21 protein-coding genes are annotated in these 19,975 nt (G+C 60.3%); 10 read left to right on the top strand and 11 right to left on the bottom strand.

The features are described 5' to 3' along the window. Positions 1 to 58: 58 nt before the first annotated feature. Complete coding sequence (locus AB4N44_RS06150) at positions 59 to 961, bottom strand: LysR substrate-binding domain-containing protein (protein ID WP_460109689.1); 903 nt, start codon at positions 959 to 961, stop codon at positions 59 to 61. A 160-nt stretch (positions 962 to 1,121) separates the two neighbouring features. On the opposite strand from AB4N44_RS06150, the gene AB4N44_RS06145 reads away from it, so the two are divergent. The 3 genes from AB4N44_RS06145 (at position 1,122) to AB4N44_RS06135 (ending at position 3,948) form a co-directional block, all read left to right on the top strand. Then, the gene (locus AB4N44_RS06145) at positions 1,122 to 2,423 is read left to right on the top strand and encodes an NAD(P)/FAD-dependent oxidoreductase (RefSeq protein WP_460109691.1); all 1,302 of its coding nucleotides are present in this window, start codon (positions 1,122 to 1,124) and stop codon (positions 2,421 to 2,423) included. 51 nt (positions 2,424 to 2,474) lie between these two features. Continuing rightward, the gene (locus AB4N44_RS06140; RefSeq protein ID WP_460109694.1) at positions 2,475 to 3,563 is read left to right on the top strand and encodes a polyamine ABC transporter substrate-binding protein; all 1,089 of its coding nucleotides are present in this window, start codon (positions 2,475 to 2,477) and stop codon (positions 3,561 to 3,563) included. A 91-nt stretch (positions 3,564 to 3,654) separates the two neighbouring features. Further along, entirely contained in the window at positions 3,655 to 3,948 is a 294-nt protein-coding gene (locus AB4N44_RS06135; protein ID WP_460109697.1) for a hypothetical protein, read from the top strand. On the opposite strand, the gene AB4N44_RS06130 is transcribed toward AB4N44_RS06135, so the two are convergent. The 3 genes from AB4N44_RS06130 to AB4N44_RS06120 form a co-directional block, all read right to left on the bottom strand. After that, on the bottom strand, positions 3,949 to 5,592 hold the full coding sequence (locus AB4N44_RS06130) for a sensor domain-containing diguanylate cyclase (RefSeq protein WP_460109699.1): 1,644 nt from the start codon (positions 5,590 to 5,592) through the stop codon (positions 3,949 to 3,951). Between the two features lie 148 nt (positions 5,593 to 5,740). After that, complete coding sequence (locus AB4N44_RS06125; protein WP_160040928.1) at positions 5,741 to 6,103, bottom strand: hypothetical protein; 363 nt, start codon at positions 6,101 to 6,103, stop codon at positions 5,741 to 5,743. A 123-nt stretch (positions 6,104 to 6,226) separates the two neighbouring features. Next, on the bottom strand, positions 6,227 to 6,787 hold the full coding sequence (locus AB4N44_RS06120) for a chorismate mutase (protein WP_460109702.1): 561 nt from the start codon (positions 6,785 to 6,787) through the stop codon (positions 6,227 to 6,229). A gap of 199 nt (positions 6,788 to 6,986) precedes the next feature. On the opposite strand from AB4N44_RS06120, the gene AB4N44_RS06115 reads away from it, so the two are divergent. After that, complete coding sequence (locus AB4N44_RS06115) at positions 6,987 to 8,342, top strand: MATE family efflux transporter (protein WP_460109705.1); 1,356 nt, start codon at positions 6,987 to 6,989, stop codon at positions 8,340 to 8,342. 74 nt (positions 8,343 to 8,416) lie between these two features. Then, a complete protein-coding gene (locus AB4N44_RS06110; RefSeq protein ID WP_316916709.1) occupies positions 8,417 to 8,974 on the top strand; it encodes a YceI family protein in 558 nt (185 codons plus the stop codon). 9 nt (positions 8,975 to 8,983) lie between these two features. Here the strand turns inward: AB4N44_RS06110 and AB4N44_RS06105 are convergent, their stop codons facing one another. Next, complete coding sequence (locus AB4N44_RS06105; protein WP_150750784.1) at positions 8,984 to 9,469, bottom strand: DUF3592 domain-containing protein; 486 nt, start codon at positions 9,467 to 9,469, stop codon at positions 8,984 to 8,986. A gap of 151 nt (positions 9,470 to 9,620) precedes the next feature. On the opposite strand from AB4N44_RS06105, the gene AB4N44_RS06100 reads away from it, so the two are divergent. After that, a complete protein-coding gene (locus AB4N44_RS06100) occupies positions 9,621 to 10,307 on the top strand; it encodes a GNAT family N-acetyltransferase (RefSeq protein ID WP_127928856.1) in 687 nt (228 codons plus the stop codon). 64 nt (positions 10,308 to 10,371) lie between these two features. Here AB4N44_RS06100 and AB4N44_RS06095 read toward each other — a convergent pair whose 3' ends face one another. Then, on the bottom strand, positions 10,372 to 10,812 hold the full coding sequence (locus AB4N44_RS06095; protein ID WP_150750785.1) for a hotdog fold domain-containing protein: 441 nt from the start codon (positions 10,810 to 10,812) through the stop codon (positions 10,372 to 10,374). A gap of 163 nt (positions 10,813 to 10,975) precedes the next feature. On the opposite strand from AB4N44_RS06095, the gene AB4N44_RS06090 reads away from it, so the two are divergent. Beyond that, on the top strand, positions 10,976 to 11,608 hold the full coding sequence (locus AB4N44_RS06090) for a TetR/AcrR family transcriptional regulator (RefSeq protein ID WP_316916707.1): 633 nt from the start codon (positions 10,976 to 10,978) through the stop codon (positions 11,606 to 11,608). Positions 11,609 to 11,958: 350 nt separating this feature from the next. On the opposite strand, the gene AB4N44_RS06085 is transcribed toward AB4N44_RS06090, so the two are convergent. Both AB4N44_RS06085 and AB4N44_RS06080 read right to left on the bottom strand, forming a co-directional pair. After that, complete coding sequence (locus tag AB4N44_RS06085) at positions 11,959 to 13,077, bottom strand: DmpA family aminopeptidase (RefSeq protein WP_150750787.1); 1,119 nt, start codon at positions 13,075 to 13,077, stop codon at positions 11,959 to 11,961. 150 nt (positions 13,078 to 13,227) lie between these two features. Next, positions 13,228 to 14,343, bottom strand: a complete 1,116-nt coding sequence (locus AB4N44_RS06080) for an extracellular solute-binding protein (protein WP_460109710.1) — start codon at positions 14,341 to 14,343, stop codon at positions 13,228 to 13,230. 110 nt (positions 14,344 to 14,453) lie between these two features. On the opposite strand from AB4N44_RS06080, the gene AB4N44_RS06075 reads away from it, so the two are divergent. Beyond that, positions 14,454 to 15,230, top strand: a complete 777-nt coding sequence (locus tag AB4N44_RS06075; protein WP_460109712.1) for a helix-turn-helix transcriptional regulator — start codon at positions 14,454 to 14,456, stop codon at positions 15,228 to 15,230. 121 nt (positions 15,231 to 15,351) lie between these two features. On the opposite strand, the gene AB4N44_RS06070 is transcribed toward AB4N44_RS06075, so the two are convergent. Further along, on the bottom strand, positions 15,352 to 16,293 hold the full coding sequence (locus tag AB4N44_RS06070) for a class I SAM-dependent methyltransferase (RefSeq protein ID WP_127928844.1): 942 nt from the start codon (positions 16,291 to 16,293) through the stop codon (positions 15,352 to 15,354). 199 nt (positions 16,294 to 16,492) lie between these two features. On the opposite strand from AB4N44_RS06070, the gene AB4N44_RS06065 reads away from it, so the two are divergent. Together AB4N44_RS06065 and AB4N44_RS06060 are read left to right on the top strand one after the other, a co-directional pair. Then, the gene (locus AB4N44_RS06065; protein WP_095118272.1) at positions 16,493 to 16,906 is read left to right on the top strand and encodes a response regulator; all 414 of its coding nucleotides are present in this window, start codon (positions 16,493 to 16,495) and stop codon (positions 16,904 to 16,906) included. 67 nt (positions 16,907 to 16,973) lie between these two features. Then, the gene (locus AB4N44_RS06060) at positions 16,974 to 17,639 is read left to right on the top strand and encodes an HAD family hydrolase (protein ID WP_460109715.1); all 666 of its coding nucleotides are present in this window, start codon (positions 16,974 to 16,976) and stop codon (positions 17,637 to 17,639) included. A 121-nt stretch (positions 17,640 to 17,760) separates the two neighbouring features. Here the strand turns inward: AB4N44_RS06060 and AB4N44_RS06055 are convergent, their stop codons facing one another. Continuing rightward, positions 17,761 to 18,420 carry a methyltransferase family protein gene (locus AB4N44_RS06055; protein ID WP_127928840.1) on the bottom strand — a complete coding sequence of 220 codons (660 nt, stop codon included), beginning with the start codon at positions 18,418 to 18,420 and terminating at the stop codon, positions 17,761 to 17,763. A 614-nt stretch (positions 18,421 to 19,034) separates the two neighbouring features. Next, on the bottom strand, positions 19,035 to 19,931 hold the full coding sequence (locus AB4N44_RS06050; protein WP_095118275.1) for a LysR substrate-binding domain-containing protein: 897 nt from the start codon (positions 19,929 to 19,931) through the stop codon (positions 19,035 to 19,037). Between the last annotated feature and the right edge of the window lie 44 nt (positions 19,932 to 19,975).

Below are 19,975 nucleotides of genomic sequence, written 5' to 3'. Positions count from 1 at the left end.
TGTTCTTTCCTAAAAAACCTGGTTTGACAGGTTTTATCGTAACGGCTTGTGTTGCTTTTTAGAAAGCCTCTGACGTCAGTTCTGGGTTACTTGCTTGTCCGGAGAACCACTGCAAAACTCGCTTACATTCCGGATGCGAAGCGGCCGCCGGTTGCAAATACAACGAATAAACCCCGCCCGTCCTCAACGGCTCGCCAAACGGCACCACCAACACCCCACGCTCGATCGACTCTGCCGCCAGGGTCATGTCCGTCACCGCCACGCCCAATCCCCGCGCCGCTGCGTCCAGCGCCAATTCATCAAGGTTGAATGGAATGTGCCGGTAATCCTCCAGCGGCTTTCCCTCATTCGCCGCCAGCCATTCAATCCACGCCTGACGATCGGCTGAGCGATGCAGTAACGGGAAGCGCAACAACTCGTCGATCGAGCGCGGCGCCCCGGCGAGGGTGGGGGAGCACACCGGCACCAGCGTTTCTTCGAACAGCGTCAGGCAATCCGGATCGCTCGATGGCTGCGGCAAATAAAGAATGTAGGCGTCACTTTCATATCCCGGTTCGACAACTTCGGTGGCAACGGTTTCTATCGCTAGCGATACGTCGGGGTGGCGCAGATAGAAGTCGCTGAGTTTCGGCAGCAGCCAACGCACCGCCAGCGACACATGCATGCGGATGCGGAAGGGGCGTTGCTGCGGGGCAAGACGTTCCTCGAGCGTCTTCAGTTGTTCAAGGATGCTGCGAGCGCTGGCCAGCACCTGTTCGCCTTCAGCGGTCAGGCTAAGGTTGCGGCTGGTGCGCAGAAACAGCGCGACGTTGAAGTGGCTTTCCAGTTGCTGGATCTGCCGGCTCACTGCGCTTTGCGTCAGGCACAGGGTTTGCGCAGCGCGGGTGAAGCTGCCGCAGCGGGCGACTTCAACCAGTGCTTGCAGTGCTTGTAGCGAAGGAACGTGGCGAATTTTATCCATGCTTTTTCTGAATGGCTCAATGATTTTATAGCGTTGGTCGGCCTGCTGTAGACCTTATAGATTCTATCTCTGGCGATGATCTTCTCAAGCCTTGCATGCGATTCACGCATGAAGGATGTGCAGAGGCAAGCCGCAGAACGACAGTCGAATGAGGTGGGGCATGGAAAACGTATGTGGCTGGATCGCACAGGCCGGCAGTTCGCCGCAGCGCGGTTGCCTGAGCGACGCGCAAAAAGCCGATTGGCTGGTGATCGGCGCCGGGATCACCGGGCTGAGTGCCGCCCATGCGCTTGCCGATCTGCATCCGCAGGCGCGCATCGTGGTGGTCGATCGCCAACGTGCGGCGCACGGCGCCTCGGCGCGCAATTCGGGATTCGTAGTCGCCCATGAGCATCCGGCGCACAGCGAGTTGATCGGCGCTCCGGGTTTTGCCGGTTTTGAAATCGACACGATGATTTCCCGCGCGGCCAGCGAGGAAGTGCGACAACGAATCGCCCATCATGCGATCGACTGCGATTTTCGTGACAGCGGTTATTACTTTGCCGTCAACGACCGCGCCAAACTCGAGCATGTCGACGCGAAACTGGCGACCCTGCGCGCGCTCGGCGCTCGTGCGGAGTTTGTGCAAGGTTCGGCACTGGCGCAGAAGCTCGGCACCGGTCACTACGAGGCAGCGATCTGGTGTGGCAACGGCAATGCCCTGTTGCAACCGGCGAAATACGTGAAAGGTTTGCTCAATGCCTTGCCGGGCAATATCAGCGTTTACGAAAACACAGACATCACTGGTCTGCAGCGCCTCGCAAAGGGGCGACTGCGCGCCAATTGTGCGCAAGGCAGCATCGAAGCCAATCGCGTTCTGGTGTGCCTCAACGCTTTTATTCCTCGGGTCGGGATTGCCGACAGCGCGACATTTGCGATGGAACTCAGCGCCAGTCTCACGCGGCCGCTAACCGATCAGGAGTTCAACGCCATCGGTGCAGTTGAGCCGTGGGGCGTGCTGTCGACGCGACCGCTGGGCGCCACGGTGCGGTTGACCCCGGATCGTCGCGTGGTGATTCGCAACACCGCCGAATACCGCACGCGCGACCTTTCCAGCCGCGAACTCGCTGTGCGTCGTCAGCATCATGTTCGCGGCTTGCAACGACGTTTCCCGTTTCTCGGCGCGCAAGACATTCAGTACACCTGGACCGGCCACTTGAGTGCCAGTCGCAGCGGTCAGGCGTTTTTTGATCGGGTGGAAGAGGGCGTCTTCGCCGTGGCCGGGTGCAACGGTTCAGGGGTGGCGCGCGGCACGTTATGGGGCCGTCTGCTCGCGGAACTGGCCTCGGGAATCGACGCGCCGCTGCTGCAATCGGTGATGCAGCGCGCCGATCCCGGCTGGCTGCCGCCGCGTCCGTTTTTCGACATCGGTGCCATGCTACGCATGCGCGTGGAGGCGGTCAGGGCCAGAACAGAAATCTGAAATTCCGCCTATCGCACAACAACAAAAGCCACTCAACTCAGGTGACAGACCATGCGCATCCACCCACTTTCCCTGGCCGTCGTCGTCGCGGCTGCGTCAACCTCGGCCCGCGCCGACGAAACCGTGAACGTCTCCAACTGGAACAGCTATATCGCCTCAGATACGTTGGCCAATTTCACCCAGACCACCGGCATCAAAACCACCTACGATATTCACGACAGTAACGAAGTGCTGGAATCGAAGTTGATGACCGGCAACACCGGTTACGACGTGGTCAGCCCGTCGAACCACTTTCTGTCGCGTCTGATCAAGGCCGGTGCAATCCAGAAACTCGACAGAGCGCAACTGCCGAACTGGAAGAACCTCGACCCGGTCTTGATGCAGAAACTTGAAGTCAACGACCCCGGCAATCAGTACGGCTACCCGTATATGTGGGGCACCGCTGGCATCGGTTACAACGTCGAAAAGATCAAGGCGATCTTCGGCAACACCGATGTCACCCGCTCCTGGAAGCTGCTGTTCGATGAAGACAACATCAAGAAACTCAGCCAGTGCGGCGTTGCGTTCATCGATAACCCGACGCAGGTGTTGCCGATCACCCTCAACTATCTGGGGTTGCCACCACACAGCCATGAGCCTGAGGACTACAAGAAAGCCGAGCAGGCCTTGTTGAAAATCCGCCCGTACATTCAGTACTTCCACGCTTCGAAATACATCAGCGATCTGGCCAACGGCAACGTCTGCGTGGTGATCGGCTTCAACGGCGATATCGTCCAGGCCGCTACCAGCGCCAAGGAAGCCAAAAACGGCATCGACATCGCCTATTCGATCCCCGACGAAGGCACGACGCTGTGGTTCGACATGCTGGTGATGCCGAAGAACGCACCGCATGAAAACAACGGCTACGCCTACATGAATTACCTGCTTGAACCGAAGGTAATCGCCAACATCAGCAACAGCATTCATTACGCCAATCCGAATGCTGCCGCCGGTGAGTTTCTCAATCCGGACGTGCGGCAGGATTCGGCGATCTACCCACCGAACAGCGTGATGGAGAAGTTGTTCACGGTAGAGGAATTGCCGGCGAAGATTGCGCGGCTGACGACGCGCTTGTGGACGAAGTTGAAGACCAATACCTGACCGTGAGTGTGGCAACAAGGCACTGGCCGGGCAGAGGGAATTGCGGTATTGCTTAAGGCGTCGGCACACCGTCGCACTCAAGGAATCCACCATGAAATCTTTGCTGTTGGCAGCGCCACTGTTGCTGGTCACCGGAATCGCCCACGCGAGCATCCCCATGTTCAACGCCACGTGCCCGGGCAAGATCGAAGTGCACGCGGATGCAGGCGGGCCGATCTACATCAATGGCAAGGAAGGCCAGTTGAAGAAATTCAACGACAACTACTTCGAAGCAAAAGGTGCGGGGGTGACCATTTCCCTGAGCATCAATCCCGACGGTTCGCCTGCGGTGTCGTACACCGGGAAGAACAGGGCCAACGGGATTTGCGAAGTGAAGAAGGGCTGATCACGCCACCTGATTACGACCCGCCGCTTTGGCTTGATAGAGCTGCTGATCGGCGCGCTTGATCAGTGCGCTGTGGCTGTTGTCGGCCGGGTCTGCCAGGCCGACACCGATGCTCACCGTCACATTTCCGACCGCAGGAAAACCGGCCTCGGCAACCGCCGCGCGAATCTTCTCGGCGACCACTTCCGGGGTGTCGGGTTGGGCGATTTCCGGCAACAGCACGGCGAACTCTTCGCCGCCGTAACGAGCGACGAAATCGGTGGTGCGCAGGCTGCTCTGAATCAACTGCGCCAACTGTTGCAGCACCTCATCACCCACGGCGTGACCGTGGGTGTCATTGATTCGTTTGAAGTGATCAGCATCGATCAGCAGCAGGGAAAACGGACGTCCGGTGCGGCGGAACAGCAGTGTGTATTCGGTGAGTTTCTCGTCGAAACGGCGACGGTTGTAAACGCCGGTCAAACTGTCGTGGGTCGCCAGACTCAGCAATTCGGCATTGGCCTGCGTCAGCGCAGCGGTGCGTTGCGCGACGGTTGCTTCCAGCGAGGCATTGGCCTCTTGCAGTTCGCGCTCTTTGCCGAGCAGTGATTGCGTCATTGCATCGATGGACTGGCCGAGCTGAGCAATCTCTCGCACCGGGTGTTGCAGCGGGAATTGTGCGCCGGGCTGTTTGTTCTGGACTTGTCTGGCCGAATGCGCGAGCTGTTCGATCGGTCGGCTCAGATACAGCGCCAGGTAGTAGGCCACCAGGCCAAACAGCACGGCCGCGACCACGCCCAGTATCAGCAGTTTGTAGAGCAGCAGTCGCGCCGGTTGCAGCGCAGTTTCCAATGGCTGGCGCACGGCGATCGACCACGACAGCGCCGTGCTCGACGGCGTTGGGACGGTGACCATGCTGGTGAGAAAGCCGTTGCCCGCCGTCCACCCCTGCAATTCCGAGTCCGTCGCCGCCAGTTGCTGACCCGCCAGCGCTTCCGGATAGAGAATCTTGCCATCGTGATCGATGATCAACGCCTCGATATCCGGTGTTGAGTTTTTATGTGAAAACGCCGCTGACTCAACAATGCGTGTCACCCAGCTCCAGTGCGCGTGTGCGCCCAGTACGCCAATCACCTGGCCGTCGGCGTTATGGATCGGCGCGGCGAAATCGATGAAACGCAGTGGTTCACCGTTCGGCAGTCCCGGGAGCATTTTCGCCAGCAGCACCGCCTCATGGGGATCGCCGGTGTACTCCCCGCGCAACCCGGCCTGGAACCACGGCCGTTGTTGCACCGATTGACCCACCAGCAAGCCGTTCACCGCTTGATGCACCTTGCCCTCGGCATCGGTGACGCCCATCCACGCATACTCGGCGCGGGCCTGGGTACGCAGTTGCATCGATTTCAGAATCGCCGGGTTGTCCAGATCGCCCCGCTCCAGATGCGGCGCGCGGCTTAGCAGATACACCTCCAACTGGCGTTCGCGCAGTTGCTCACCCAGTAACGACGCCGCCGAGCGCGCAGTGTTGAGCAAGGCATTGCCGCTGGCCTGCTTCATCTGTTCCGTGGCGATGTGGCCGACATAGAAGCCCACGCTGAGCAGCGTCAGCAGGGACAAACCGGCAAACCAAAGGGTGAGGTGGCTACGCAGACTGGCTTTGAGCATGGGCAGGCGAGGTCTGTTTTGGAGTTGTGGCCGCATGGTATGCGCAATGGGCGGTGGGTGACCAGTCGGGGAATGGATGGTTGCGGGCAGGAAAAAGCCCGGCTGATCAGGCCGGGCTTTTTCTTGGGGTTGCGATGAAGCCAGTGGTTTAGGCGACGCGGCGTTCGATCAGGCGATCAGCGCCACCTTCGGCAACGCGGCGTTCGATCAGACGATCGGAACCACCTTCGGCAACGCGGCGTTCGATCAGACGATCGGAACCACCTTCGGCAACGCGGCGTTCGATCAGACGATCGGAACCACCTTCGGCGACGCGGCGTTCGATCAGACGATCGGAACCGCCTTCAGCAACGCGGCGTTCGAGCAGACGATCAGAACCGCCCTCAGCAACACGACTTTCAATCAACTTGTCCGAGCCGCCTTCAGCGACCTGGGTATGTGCCGGGGTGGCGGCAAAAGCGTTAATGGCGAAAACCGAAAAAGCGATGCTGAGAAGGGTTTGGCGTTTCATGATCGTGTGCTCCAAGGGGTAGTTGTTTGTCTGGAGCCGATGTTACGCCGTGGATTTTTTATGAGAACTTCATTGACGTGATGGTGACTATCGACGCCAGCAATGTATGCCCGAGCCCCCGTTTCATGGGGTGGTTGATCGCACGCACAGCTCACCGGTCGCCCGCGTCAAAGCCAACTCATGCAACGCATCGTGGGTCAGGCCACTGCGCGCCTTGGCCAGCCAGACCGGGCAATTCGCGTCATGGCGATACGGCGCGAACTCGGCGTATTGCTGCAGCAGACGGGTTTGCAGTTCATCCAGACGCGGGCGGATCTGTTTACCGAGGTCGGGGCGCGGGGTGTCTGGTGCGGCAGCGGCCGCCTGCCATTGTGCGAGCAACCCGTACTGCACTAATTTGTTCGCCTCCATTTGCGCCGCGATCAGTTGCGCCACGTCTTCAGGGTCGAGCTTGTGCTCGGCGGCCAGCGCTCGGGCATTGGCAATGACCTGCGCCTCACGCGGGCTGTCCTGAATCGGCTTGCCACTGTCCCATTTGGTCAGCGCGACGAGGTCGCCGATGTTCAGGCGTTCGTTGAGTGTTTCCAGCAACGGCTTCAACGTTTCGGCGGGCGCGGCGGCGTGAGCGCTGGTGGCGAGCAGGGCGAGTAGGCTGGCGGTCAACAGATTGGCAACGTGCGGCATGAACAGAGCCTCAATGAGAGCAATGGAAGTGGGCAGTTGTTTACCACAGCGCTGAACCGACACCTATAGATCCGTGCTCATTACACAGGTGCGGGCACCGGTAATAAACACCGATTTGAAATGTTAATTGCACCCCGCGAGCAACTCACCGAAGCTATCCTCAATCAGCCCTCCCGCCGTCGAGATGGACCTCTATTCAATGCAAGCCGTCGCCCAACGCCCACTCTGGCACACCTACCTGCTGTTCCTCGCGCCGATGGTGCTGTCGAATTTTCTGCAATCGATGTCGGGCACGGTCAACAGCATCTACATCGGCCAGATGCTCGGCACCCAGGCACTGGCGGCGGTGTCGGGGATGTTTCCCATCGTGTTCTTCTTTATCGCACTGGTGATCGGCCTCGGTGCGGGCGCCGGGGTGTTGATCGGTCAGGCGTGGGGCGCGCGCGAACCGCACATGGTCAAGGCGATTGCCGGGGCGACGTTGTTGCTCGGCGTGTTGATTGGTCTGGTGGCGGCGGTGCTTGGCAGCGTTTTCGCGCGACAGGCGTTGGCGGGTTTGGGGACGCCAGCGGATGTGCTCGACGATGCAGTGGCGTATGCCCACGTGATGATGTGGATCTTGCCGTCGCTGCTGGTGTTCGTACTGTTCACGCAATTGTTGCGCGGGGTCAGCGATACGCTGTCGCCGTTGCTGGCGCTGATGGTCTCGACCTGTGTCGGGCTGGCCCTGACCCCAGCGCTGATTCGCGGCTGGTTCGGCCTGCCGCAACTGGGCATTCAGAGTGCGGCGTACGCAGGGTTGGCCGGCAACCTGGCGGCAATGGCGTGGCTGGCGTGGCGGCTGATTCGCAAGGGCCATGCACTGGCGCCGGATCGCGAGTTTTTTGCCGCGCTACGGCTCGACGGGGCGATTCTCGGCAAGGTGTTGCGCATCGGCCTGCCGACCGGGGTGCAGATGATTGTGCTGTCGCTGTCGGAGCTGGTGATTCTGGCGCTGGTCAACCAGCACGGTTCGCAAGCGACGGCGGCCTATGGCGCAGTGACACAGATCGTCAACTATGTGCAGTTCCCGGCCTTGTCGATTGCGATCACCGCGTCGATCCTCGGTGCGCAGGCCATCGGCGCCGGGCGACTGGAGCGCATGGGGCCGATTCTGCGCACCGGGCTGCTGATCAACGTGTGCCTGACCGGCGGTTTGATTGTGCTCGGTTACCTGTTGTCGCACTGGTTGCTGGGCCTGTTCCTGACCGAGGATTCGACCCGGGCGATGGCTGAGCATCTGCTGCACATCATGTTGTGGAGCCTGTTGGTGTTCGGCTTCCAGGCAATCATTGGCGGGATCATGCGCGCCAGCGGCACGGTGTTGGTGCCGGTGGTGATTGCGATCATTTGCGTGGTCGGCGTGCAACTGCCGGCGGCGTACTGGCTGGACGGGCAGTACGGTTTGCAGGGGGTGTGGATGGCGTTTCCGGTGGCGTATCTGGGCATGCTGGTGTTGCAGACCTTGTATTACAAATTGGTCTGGCAGCATCAGAAGATCGAGCGGCTGGTTTAGGCGCTGGCGTAACGCGTGGATGTTTGCTTAAGTCAATCGAGGCCCTCGACGGCCAGCCCCGCCCGGAGAATCCCATGTCGATCCGATTGCTGCTGGCTGCCGCGTGTTCGCTGTGCGTCATCTCTGCCGCGCAGGCTGTCGAATACACGCGGGTCAACACCACCGCCAGCCAGATCAGTTTTACCTACAACCAGATGGGCTCGCCGATGTACGGCACCTTTGGCAAGTTCGAGGCGACGCTGGACTTTGATACCGACAACCTCGCCAACGCCCGTACCACGCTGCACATTGACCTCAACAGCATCGATGCCGGCAGTGAAGACGCCAACACCGAGCTGGTGAAACCAGCGTGGTTCAACACCGAAAAATTTCCCGTGGCGGTGTTCGAATCCCGACGTTTCACCCAAGTGGCCGAGCGTCGCTATCTGATCGACGGACAACTCACCCTCAAGGGCATTACGCGCGAAGTGCAGGTGCCGGTGGAATTGAAACCGGGCAGTGCCATCGGCATTTTCGACGGTGACCTGGTGCTTAAGCGCGACGAGTACGGCCTCGGCGCGGGGGAGTGGGCGGACACCGTGGTGTCCAAGGACATCGCCATCAAATTCAAAGTGGTGGCGCCGCAGCAGTGACCTCGCCAGTCAATAAAACCGGTCCTGTTCTTTCATCGCCTGAATCTGCCAGAACGTTCTGCCCGAGATCAGCAGAAACAGCAGCGCGAGCAACACACCGCCGGTCATGATGCAGAAGCTCGTACGGTAACTCTGCAACTGGCTGGCGATGCAGCTTTTATCTGGCATCCACGGGGACACCAGCAGGGTGATCGGGCCGTCGACTTCGTACTGGGTATGCTCAACGTAGCGTTCGTCGGCGTGTTGCCCTTCATGGGTCTGGCCTTGGGCATCGGTGTATTGATAGTGAATGACCTTGCCATTGGCGTTCATTGGAATCTGCTCCAATGCCGTGACGCTGCCACGGGTTTCCACACCGTTGAAACTCAGCGCCCCATACAGCATGCCCGACTTGTGAGCCATTGCAGCGAGCAGCAGCACCACGCAGCAAGCAACGGTCAGCATGACGATACGGTTGTAGAGGTGATCCTTGGCAGCTTCGCGCGGGTAGTACATGGCCGATCCCTGGTGGTGACTTCTGTAGGAGACCGATACATCGGCGCTTGGAGCAGGAACTTTAGACGTCGAGCCGGCCGGTCACGGTATGATGTCGCGGCTCGTCGACCGCTGCGCCGGTCGGCAACGCTTTTTACCGTCGGAGTTCGTCATGCCACGCATCACCCACTACAAATCCCCATGCCCCGAAGGCGTCAACAGCCAGATTCTGCAGATGGTCGTCGACTACCTGACCGACATCAGCGCGGTCGGTCTCGGCCCGAGCAACCTGCTGTACAACGTCTATCAGTACGCGGTCGGCTATGAGGTGCATCTGTATCTGGAAGCGTTGAATGGCGAGAAGGGCACCGATGTCGAGTTGCTGGTCGCCACCGACGAGGATGATCCGGAGCAAGTGATCGGTTTTCTGTTGTACCTGCCGGTGCAGGGCGATTGGGAAGCCTGCAGCGTGGCTTATATGGCGGTGCGCGAAGGGCATCGGCGTCAGGGCGTGGCGCGGGCGCTGATCGGCGAAATGGTCGGGCGTTATCCCCACGCGGAACTGGCCTGCACCGTGGGTAAAGTCCCGTACTTTGAAGCCTTGGGTTTTGAAGTGATCGGTTCACGGGAAACGCAGGTATTGATGAGCACCCGGCATTACCGCAGCAACGGCCTGCGCGGGTTTATCGACACCACACCGATTTACCGGTCGCTGGAAGTGCAGCAGATTCACACCTATCTGCTGCAGAAAAACGGCAAGCGCGCGATGCTCGACGCCGAGAAACAGCGCGACCGACACCTCGACCAGACCACCCGCCATGTCGAGGAGTTTGTCCGCCAGCGCCTGACCGTGCACTGACCACACATCGCTGAAAAAGCCCTTGCTGTGAATGGCGCAGCAAGGGCTTTTTTGTGTCCCCGATTCAGCCGAGTTTGACGTTCATGGTGATCCGCGCCGTGAACACTTTTTTGCTCTCGGTATCGTGAATGTCCACGGTGACGATCTTGTCGCCTTCGCTCTGCCAATCCACGCCTTCACCACTGGCCACCGCCGTCACATCGGTTTTTGCCTTGGCCAGATATTCCACGGTCATGCCTTTGGGGATCCAGCGTGCGCCGGCCGGGATCGACACATCGGTCATCATCCCGGCGGCGAGTTCCGCCGCGTTGCACATGGCAATCGCATGCACGGTGCCGAGGTGGTTGGTGATCTCACGACGAAACGGTACTTGTACCGTCGCCGAGTTCGCGCGCAGCTCGGTCACCAGCGGGTTGATGGTGCTGAAGTACGGCGCGACCTGGCAGGCCATCTGGCTGAACGCTTGCGGGCCTGCGCTGTTGAACATGCTGAGAAACTGACTCATGGAAACGCCTCGCGGAAAGTGATTTTGCAGAATGATGTTCCGTAACAGAATAATGTTCTGTAACGGAACGGTATTCGGTCTGCGGGAAATCTGTCAACCTGTGCGTGTTTTTTCATGGGCACGACGTGTGCCTTTCAATCCCGATTTTCAGGCAGTGAGCCGCATGGACACCGCAGATCTACTTGAACGCAGCTACCCCGGCCGCCGCGCCGAACTCAAGCGCGATATCTTTCGCAAGGCGCTAAGCCTGTTCAACGAGCAGGGGATCGAGGCCACCACTATCGAGATGATTCGCGCCGAGTGCGATACCAGCGTCGGGGCGATCTATCACCATTTTGGCAACAAGGAGGGCTTGGTCGCGGCGTTGTTTTTCACCGCGCTGGAGGATCAGGCGCGCCTGCGCGATGCCTATCTGGATGCAGCGCAAACCACCGAGGAAGGTGTGCAGGCGCTGGTGTTCAGCTACGTCGATTGGGTCGAGTGTCAACCCGAATGGGCGCGTTTCCAGTACCACGCGCGGTTTGCCGTGACCAAAGGGCCGTTCAAAGACGAACTGGCCGAGCGCAACAAAACCCGCAATCTGCGTCTGCGCGACTGGCTGGCCGAATCAGGGCGAGTTGCCGAACTCAAGGCGCTGCCCGCCGAACTTTTGCCGTCGTTGATCATTGGTCAGGCCGACAGTTACTGCCGTGCCTGGCTGGCGGGGCGGGTGAAGGGCAGTCCGGCGGATTATCGCGAGTTGCTGGCGCAGGCGGCCTGGCGCTCGATTCGCGTCGATGCGCTGCCGGACTGCTGATTTACGCAGACAAAAAAAGAGCCTCAAAGCTCTTTGATGGGGAGGAAGTAGAGCCCTCGAGGCTCAAGATGCGCATGAAGCCAGACACGGGCTTGATTGGGGTTCAGAGCACCCGTGCCTACGCAGCGCTCAATAGAGCGGAGCCACTGCGTGATTCCATCCTAGGAGTGTGCAAGTGGCGGCTCAAGTACCGCCAGTCGCCCGGGCGGCGGCGAGAACCTGGTACACAAATACTGACGTGATCCTGTGTAGGAGTGAGCCTGCTCGCGATCGCGGTGGGTCAGTCAAATCAACTTCGACTGACAAACCGCGATCGCGAGCAGGCTCACTCCTACAGGGGAAACGCGGTGTCAACGGGCGCCGGGCCAACCTGATTTTTCGAGGGCTGCGAGCAGGGTGTCGGCGTCGAGTCCCGGCACTGAATGCCCGTTGCCCTCGGTGCTGTCGCTGGCCAGCAAAGCATTGATGATCGCCTCTTCAACCGCCTCGGTCGCGGCGAGAAACAGCTCGCTGATGTGGTCATTGTTGACCATGCGCAAGCCGTCACAGGTCGGCGCGCCTTTGCCTTCGTAGGCGGCGGGCGGCACGTGATCGTTGCCGGTGGCGAAGGCGATGAAAATGTCGCCGCTGTGATCCTCGTTGCCACCGCCGGTGCGGGCCAGACCCAGGCTCGCGCGCTGTGCCAGACGTGTGCATTGATGCGGCAACAGCGGCGCGTCGGTGGCCAGACACACAACAATCGAACCCATGCCCGGATGCGGTAACGCTGCGCGCAAGAACGGCGAATCTTTCTGTTCCATGTAGCGCCCGACCGGGTAGCCATCGACCCGTAACTCACTGCGAATGCCGTGATTGGCCTGCACGATCGCGCCGACGGTCCAGCCACCCTGAGCACGGCTCAACCGCCGCGACGAGGTGCCGATGCCGCCCTTGAATTCATGGCAGATCATGCCGCTGCCACCGCCGACCGCGCCCTCGACGACGGGGCCGTCGACGGCTGCGCTCAGCGCTTCGGCGACGTGTTCAGGCTGGACGTGGAAACCGTTGATGTCGTTGAGCAAACCGTCAAAGGTTTCCAGCACCACCGGCATGTTCCAGTAGAGGCGACCGTCGTCGGGTTGCTGCTGGCGATCCAGGGCAATCAATGCATCGCGCACTACACCAAGGCTATGGGTGTTGGTGAAGGCAATCGGGCTGGTCAGCAGACCCGCCTCGCGAATCCATTCAAGGCCGGTGGCGTCGCCATTGCCGTTGAGCACATGCACGCCGGCAAAACACGGCTGCTGATTGGTCGAGCCCGGGCGCGGTTCGATCAGTGTGACGCCGGTGCAGATGTCCCGCCCGGCGCTGCTGCGTCCGCGCACATTGCTGTGGCCGACGCGCACGCCGGGTACATCGGTGATGGCGTTGAGCGGGCCGGGCGGCAGTTGGCCGATGCGGATGTTGAGGTCACGGGCACGAGGTTTCATTGATTTCTGTCTCTCAAAAAAATGTCTGGTAAAGCACAAAACCTGTAGGAGTGAGCCTGCTCGCGATAGCGGTTTGTCCGGCAAAACAGTGTTATCAGCCAGACCGCTATCGCGAGCAGGCTCACTCCTACAGGGGGGATTGTGTTGGTCTTACTGGCCGTTCTTGACCTTGCTCCACACCCGCGTGCGCACTCGCTCGGTGGCTTTCGGCAACGGTTCAAGGGTGTACAGCGTGGCCATTGCCGTAGCAGACGGATAAACCGCCGGGTTGTCCCGAGTCGCGGCGGCCACCAGCGCAGTCGCCGCACGATTGCCATTCGGATAAGACAGGTGATCACTGACCGGCGCGATCACTTCGGGGCGCAGCAGATAGTCGATAAAGGCCAGGCCTTGGGGACGATTCGGTGCGTCCTTGAGCAGCACCAGCGTGTCGAACCACACCGGCGCGCCTTCCTTGGGCAGGCTGTAGGCGATCTTCACGCCGTTGTTGGCTTGCTCGGCATTGGTCTTGGCCTCCAGCATCGCGCCCGACCAACCGACCGCCACGCAGATGTTGCCGTTGGACAGGTCGCTAATGAATTTCGACGAGTTGAAGTAAGCGATGTGCGGGCGCAATTTCAGCAGCAGCGCTTCGGCTTTTTTATAGTCTTCAGGATCGGTGCTGTTCGGTGGCAGCCCCAGATAATGCAGGGCGACCGGCAGCATCTCCGACGGCGAATCGAGCATCGCCACACCGCACTGGCCGAGTTTGGCGAGGTTGGCTTCGTTGAACACCAGATCCCACGAGTCCACCGGCGCCTTGTCGCCCAGCGCCGCGCGCACTTTATCGATGTTGTAACCGATGCCGTTTGTGCCCCACAGATAAGGCACCGCGTATTGATTGCCGGGATCGTTGTTGGCCAGCTTCGCCAGCAGGTCGCTGTCGAGATTCTTCCAGCCCGGCAGTTGCTCGCGCGGCAGCGGGGCGAGGGCGCCGGCCTTGATCAGCGTCGGCAGGCTGAAGTTGCTTGCCACCACCACGTCGTAGCCGCTGCGACTGGTCATCAGTTTGCCTTCGAGGACTTCGGCACTGTCGAAGGTGTCGTAGACCGGCTGGATACCGCTGTCACGCTGGAAATCGTGGAGGGTGTTCGGACCGATGTAGTCGTACCAGTTGTAGACGTGCACGCTCGGCGCGTCGGCAGCCAAGGCGATCGAGCTGGCGCCAATTCCGGCCAGCAGGCCCAGTTTAATGCTGAGGTTGATACAGCCACGGCGACGACGCATGATGCGGCACTCCTGGCCTGTACAGGCCGGTGATGAACAAGAGTGGTCAGCCTATCGGGCCGGCCAGGCCTGACCCATTCCCATCATGGGTTACTCAAAAGGGGTAGTGCGTGGACGCGTTGCTGCAGGAACTGCCAGTGCATCAAAGTCTGGCGCGGGTATTTGCCGCTGTCGGTCAGGCTGGTTTCTGGCGCGCGCTGGTGGACACCTTGCGATTGCTGGTGCCGCTGGACAACGCGCTGGTGGCGCTGATGCAAGCCGGGCAGGCGCCGCAGTTGCTGATCGACTTCGACAGCCAAGGCCGCGCCGACGAGCAAGAGGAACTCGCCGGATACTGCGCCGGAATGTACTTGCTCGATCCGTTTTATCAAGCCGCCTCGACCGGCATTGCCGACGGTTTGCACAGCCTCGCCTCGGTAGCGCCGGACCAGTTTCTGCACAGCGAGTATTACCAGAGCTACTTTCGTTTGATGGTCGGTGAAGACGAGTTGCAGTTCATGATCAACGTCGAGGGCGGCGTGCTCGGTTTGTCATTGGGTCGCTCGACGCCGTTCGACATGGCCGAGCAGGGTCGGCTGCTGTGCGTGCGCGACTGGGTGCTGGCGGCGATGCGTCGGCATGTGCAGTTGTTGCCGCCGCAGGGCGCGGTGGCGCAAACGGTGGGTGATCTGGCGACGTTGCTTGACCGCTTCGATGCGCGGCTGACGGTGCGTGAGGTCGACACGGCACGGCTGATCCTGCAGGGTTTCTCCAGCAAGGCGATGGCCCAGCAGATGGGTATTTCGCCGGAAACGGTGAAGGTGCATCGGCGCAATCTGTATTACAAGCTCAATGTCACCGGGCATGGTGAGTTGTTTGCTTTGGTGCTGCGCCCACCAACTCCCTGACCCAACACAATCCCCCTGTAGGAGTGAGCCTGCTCGCGATAGCGGTGTGTCAGATATCACCTATTTGACTGATAGACCGCTATCGCGAGCAGGCTCACTCCTACAAGGGATCTTCGGGGTGTCAGATAGTGCGCTGGAAGATCAGGGCCTTGAGACCGCTTTCAGGATCAATGTCCGGAAACTCCGGCGGATTCTCCAGCCGCTCTACAAAGCGCAAACCCGGCGCTTCCTGCGTCACGCCATCGATCAGAAAGTCCGAACTGAACGCCGGATCGTTCATGCACGCCAGCACCGTGCCTTGCGCCGTGAGCAATTCCGGCAGACGACGCAGCACGCGCTGGTAGTCCTTGGTCAGCAGGAAACTGCCTTTCTGAAACGACGGCGGATCGATGATCACCAGATCGTAGGGGCCGCTGTTGATCACCTTGCCCCAGGACTTGAACAGGTCGTGGCCAAGGAAACTGACTTTGCTCAAGTCATGGCCGTTCAAGCGATGATTGTCGCGACCCCGGCTCAGAGCTGCGCGCGACATGTCCAGATTGACCACATGGCTGGCGCCCCCTTCGATGGCCGCCACGGAAAACCCGCAGGTGTAGGCGAACAGGTTGAGGATGCGTTTGCCGTCGGCCTGTTCGCGCACCCAGTTGCGCCCGTAACGCATGTCGAGAAACAGCCCGGCGTTCTGCTTGCGACCCAGATCGACGCGGTACTGCAAGCCGCCCTCGACGATGCTCATTTCGTCGATTTCATCGCCCTGCAACCATTCGGCAGTGCTCTGCGGCAAGTAGCGATGCTGGATCAGCAAGGTGTGCGCGCCGGACTGTTTCCATTCGGCGGAACCGGTGAGTTCCAGCAGCAGCGCCTTGAGATTGTCCAGCTGCTCAGGCGCTGGTTCCTTGAACAGCGACACCAGCACCACGCCTTGCAGCCAGTCCACGGTCAACTGCTCCAGCCCCGGCCAGCAGCGGCCGCGCCCGTGGAACAGGCGGCGGGTTTCGCTCGGCGCTGCCGCGAGGGCCGGCAGCAGATGGGCGTGGAGGGTAGCGAGGGCTTCAGGGTTCATCGGTCAGGATCGGCAAGCAAAAGGGCCGGCATTTTAACCACAAATACACCGTCGCGAACGATTGCCGCTGACGGGCAAAAACGCCGTTTCGCAAAAGACCTGTATCAAAAATGAATTTCTGCAGAGCCCGCCGCTCATACCAGATAAGCAGCGGATTCAAGCCGCTAAATCGTTAATGCAATTCAGGGAGTGCAGTTCCATGTGCCCAACACCGACGGCGGATGCGCACCTTCCTGGCGGGTTGATTCTGGTAGTCGAGGACGATCCGTTGATTCTGGAGTTTCTTTGCGAAATTCTTCAGGAGGAAGGTTTCAAGGTCGAGCCGCACACCAGCGCCGACGCCGCATCGCAATATCTCGAGCAACACGCGCCGGAAGTGGCGCTGCTGCTGACCGACATCACCATGCCCGGCACCCTCAATGGTGCTGATCTGGCCAACCTGGTCGGCGACCGCTGGCCGGACAAGCCGGTGATGGTCATGTCCGGCTACGAAACGCCAGAGACCTCCGGGGTCAAGCATTCGGTGGCGTTCATCAAGAAGCCCTGGGCCATCGGTCAATTGCTCGACTGCGTCGACAGCGCGTTCAAATCCAAGGCCCCGCGTCTGCACTGACGCTGGGTGGAACGGGCGGGCAAGTGCTACATTGCCCGCCCGGTCTCTTGCCAGAGGATGCGACCCTTTGTCTGCTCACGATGCTGTATTTGATCGCGCGTTCGGCGCGTTTCTGTTCGACATGGACGGCACCGTCCTCAATTCCATTGCTGCCGCCGAGCGGATCTGGTCAGCCTGGGCCGTGCGCCATGGTGTCGATGTGGAAACCTTTTTGCCGACCATTCATGGCGCGCGAGCCATCGACACGATCAATCGCCTGAACCTGCCGGGCGTGGATGCCGAGGCGCAAGCGGCGTTCATCACCGAGGCGGAAATCGCAGACGTTGAAGGCATTGTCGAGATTCCCGGCGCGGCGAAATTTCTTAACAGCCTGCCCAAAGATCGCTGGGCAATGGTGACCTCGGCACCACGGGATCTGGCCTTACGGCGGATGGCGGCGGCGGGGATTCCAGCGCCGGCGGTGATGATCACGGCTGAAGATGTGAAGGCCGGCAAACCTGATCCGGCCGGCTATTTACTGGCTGCGAAACGTCTTGGCCAGGAGCCGCATGATTGCCTGATCTTCGAAGACGCCACTGTCGGTATTCAAGCGGCCGAAGGGGCTGGCGCGGCGTTGATGATCATCACCACGACGCATCAGCATCCGCTGGAAACGGCGCACGCGACGCTGGCCAGTTACGCTGCGGTCAGCGTCAAAGTCGACAGCGACGGCCTGCACCTGCAACGCAACTGACAAACACAATCCCTTGTAGGAGTGAGCCTGCTCGCGATAGCGGTCTGTCAGACACATGGATTTGACTGACCCACCGCTATCGCGAGCAGGCTCACTCCTACAGGGGGACGGTGTTCGCAAATCAATAAACCCCCGGCACCAACCGCCAACTCCGCGCGCAATAAGCTTCGTACTCCGCCCCAAACTGCGCACGCAGCAGCGCTTCTTCCGAATGAATCCGGGCAATCAACGGGATCAACGTCAGCGCCGCGAGCAACAATCCCACCACCGAACGAAACGCCAGCGCCCAGCCCACGGCATTGATCACCAGCCCCAGATAACTCGGGTTGCGCAGGTGCTGATAGATGCCATCCGTCACCAGGCGGTGCCCTGGCTGTATCGCCACCAATCCACTGAAGCGCCGCCCCAGCACAAACACCGGCCACAGTCGCAGCGCGCCGCCGACGATAAACAGCAAAGCGCCGAGCCAGCGCACGCCTTCACCACCAAACGTCCAGAAGTTCATCCGGTCGCAATAGGCTGGCAAGAAACCACTGACCAGACCAATCACACCAAAGGCCGGAATCACCCAGCGATTGGCGCGATCTTCACGTTCGCCAGAACTGAGGTTGACCTCACTGAACAGTGAAGCAATCACCATCGCCACCGTCGCCAATGCCACGATCACCAGCGAACCGTGGGAAAAGAACATCGCCACACCGCCAATGCCCCACACCGCCAGACCCAGCCAGGCGAGGGTGGCGAGTACCGCGACGACGGTCATTTGTGCAGACATTTTCATGGTCAACTCACGGCTGGGTACGTATCCGTTGAGTGTAGATCCACCGCAAAACCTGTGGGAGCGAGCCTGCTCGCGAAAGCGTTGGATCAGTCAATTTTGATCCTGGATGTGCCGGCCCTTTCGCGAGCAGGCTCGCTCTCACAGGGATCTGCGTCGTACACAGAATGCGAGATCACATCTGAACCTGTGGGAGCGAGCCTGCTCGCGAAGGCGTTGGGTCAGTCAAATTCGATGTTGGGTGTGCCGGCCCCTTCGCGAGCAAGCTCGCTCCCACAGGGATCTGCGTCGTACACAGAATGCGAGATCACATCTGAACCTGTGGGAGCGAGCCTGCTCGCGAAGGCGTTGGGTCAGTCAAATTCGATGTTGGATGTGCCGGCCCCTTCGCGAGCAAGCTCGCTCCCACAGGGATCTGCGTCGTACACAGAATGCGAGATCACATCTGAAAGTGTGGGAGCGAGCTTGCTCGCGAAGGCGTTGGGTCAGTCAAATTCGATGTTGGATGTGCCGGCCCTTTCGCGAGCAGGCTCGCTCCCACAGGGATCTGCGTCGTACACAGAATGCGAGATCACTTCTGAACCTGTGGGAGCGAGCTTGCTCGCGAAGGGGCCATGTCAGTCAGCAGATACCTTGTCGTCAGTCAGGACTTTGCGGAACGTCTCCACCAATGGCCGCAAATTTATCCGGTGCCATGCCGCCCACAATGGCGTAGTCAGCGTCAGCCACGGCAGTTCCCGCAACACCACACCCGGCGGTGCGTTATGGCTCAAGCCTTTCTGGATCATCGCAATCCCCAGCCCCGACGCTACCAAGCCCAGCGCGGTAAAAGGCTCGGTCGCCTGCATGCGCACATCCGGAGTGAACCCTGCGCGGATGCACGCGCTGACAAACTCATCGTTGGCATCCTGACGCGGCTGCACGCCGATCCATTCCTGCTCGGCCAGATCCTGCGGACTCAACGAGGCCTGTCGGGCTAAAGGATGATGCTCCGGCAACGCCAGCAGCATCGGCTCATCCAGCACCTGAAAGCCCAGCAGATCCGGATCGTCGTCGGTCGGCGGTTCACTCACCAAGGCAATATCGAGACTACGCTGTCGCAGGCCTTCCAACTGCTCGGCGGAACTGAGGTTGTACAACGCGACATGCACATTCGGCCGATCGGCGCGCAACACGCGCAAGGCATTGGGCAGGACACCGGCGTGCATGGCGTTTTCGATATAGCCGATGCACAGGCCGCCTTCTTCGCCGCGACCCAGACGTTTGCCGAGGGATTCCAGGCGATTGGCGTGGGTGAGCAGGGCGCGGGTTTCGGCGAGGAAGGTCTGACCGTCGCGGGTCAGGCGAATGCGTTGCTGGCTGCGCTCGAACAGGGTCAGGCCCAGTCGCTCTTCGAGCTGGGCGATTTGCCGGCTCAGCGGTGACTGGGAAATATGCAGCCGTTCGGCAGCGCGGCCGACGTGTTCTTCCTCGGCGACTACAACGAAGTAGCGCAATTGGCGGATGTCGATCATGTCAGACCTATAGGGACTCAAGTGCTGCGCATTATGTCTTGGAC

The sequence above is a fragment of the Pseudomonas sp. S3_C06 genome, assembly GCF_054667675.1.
This window is presented reverse-complemented; position numbering and strand designations above follow the sequence as displayed.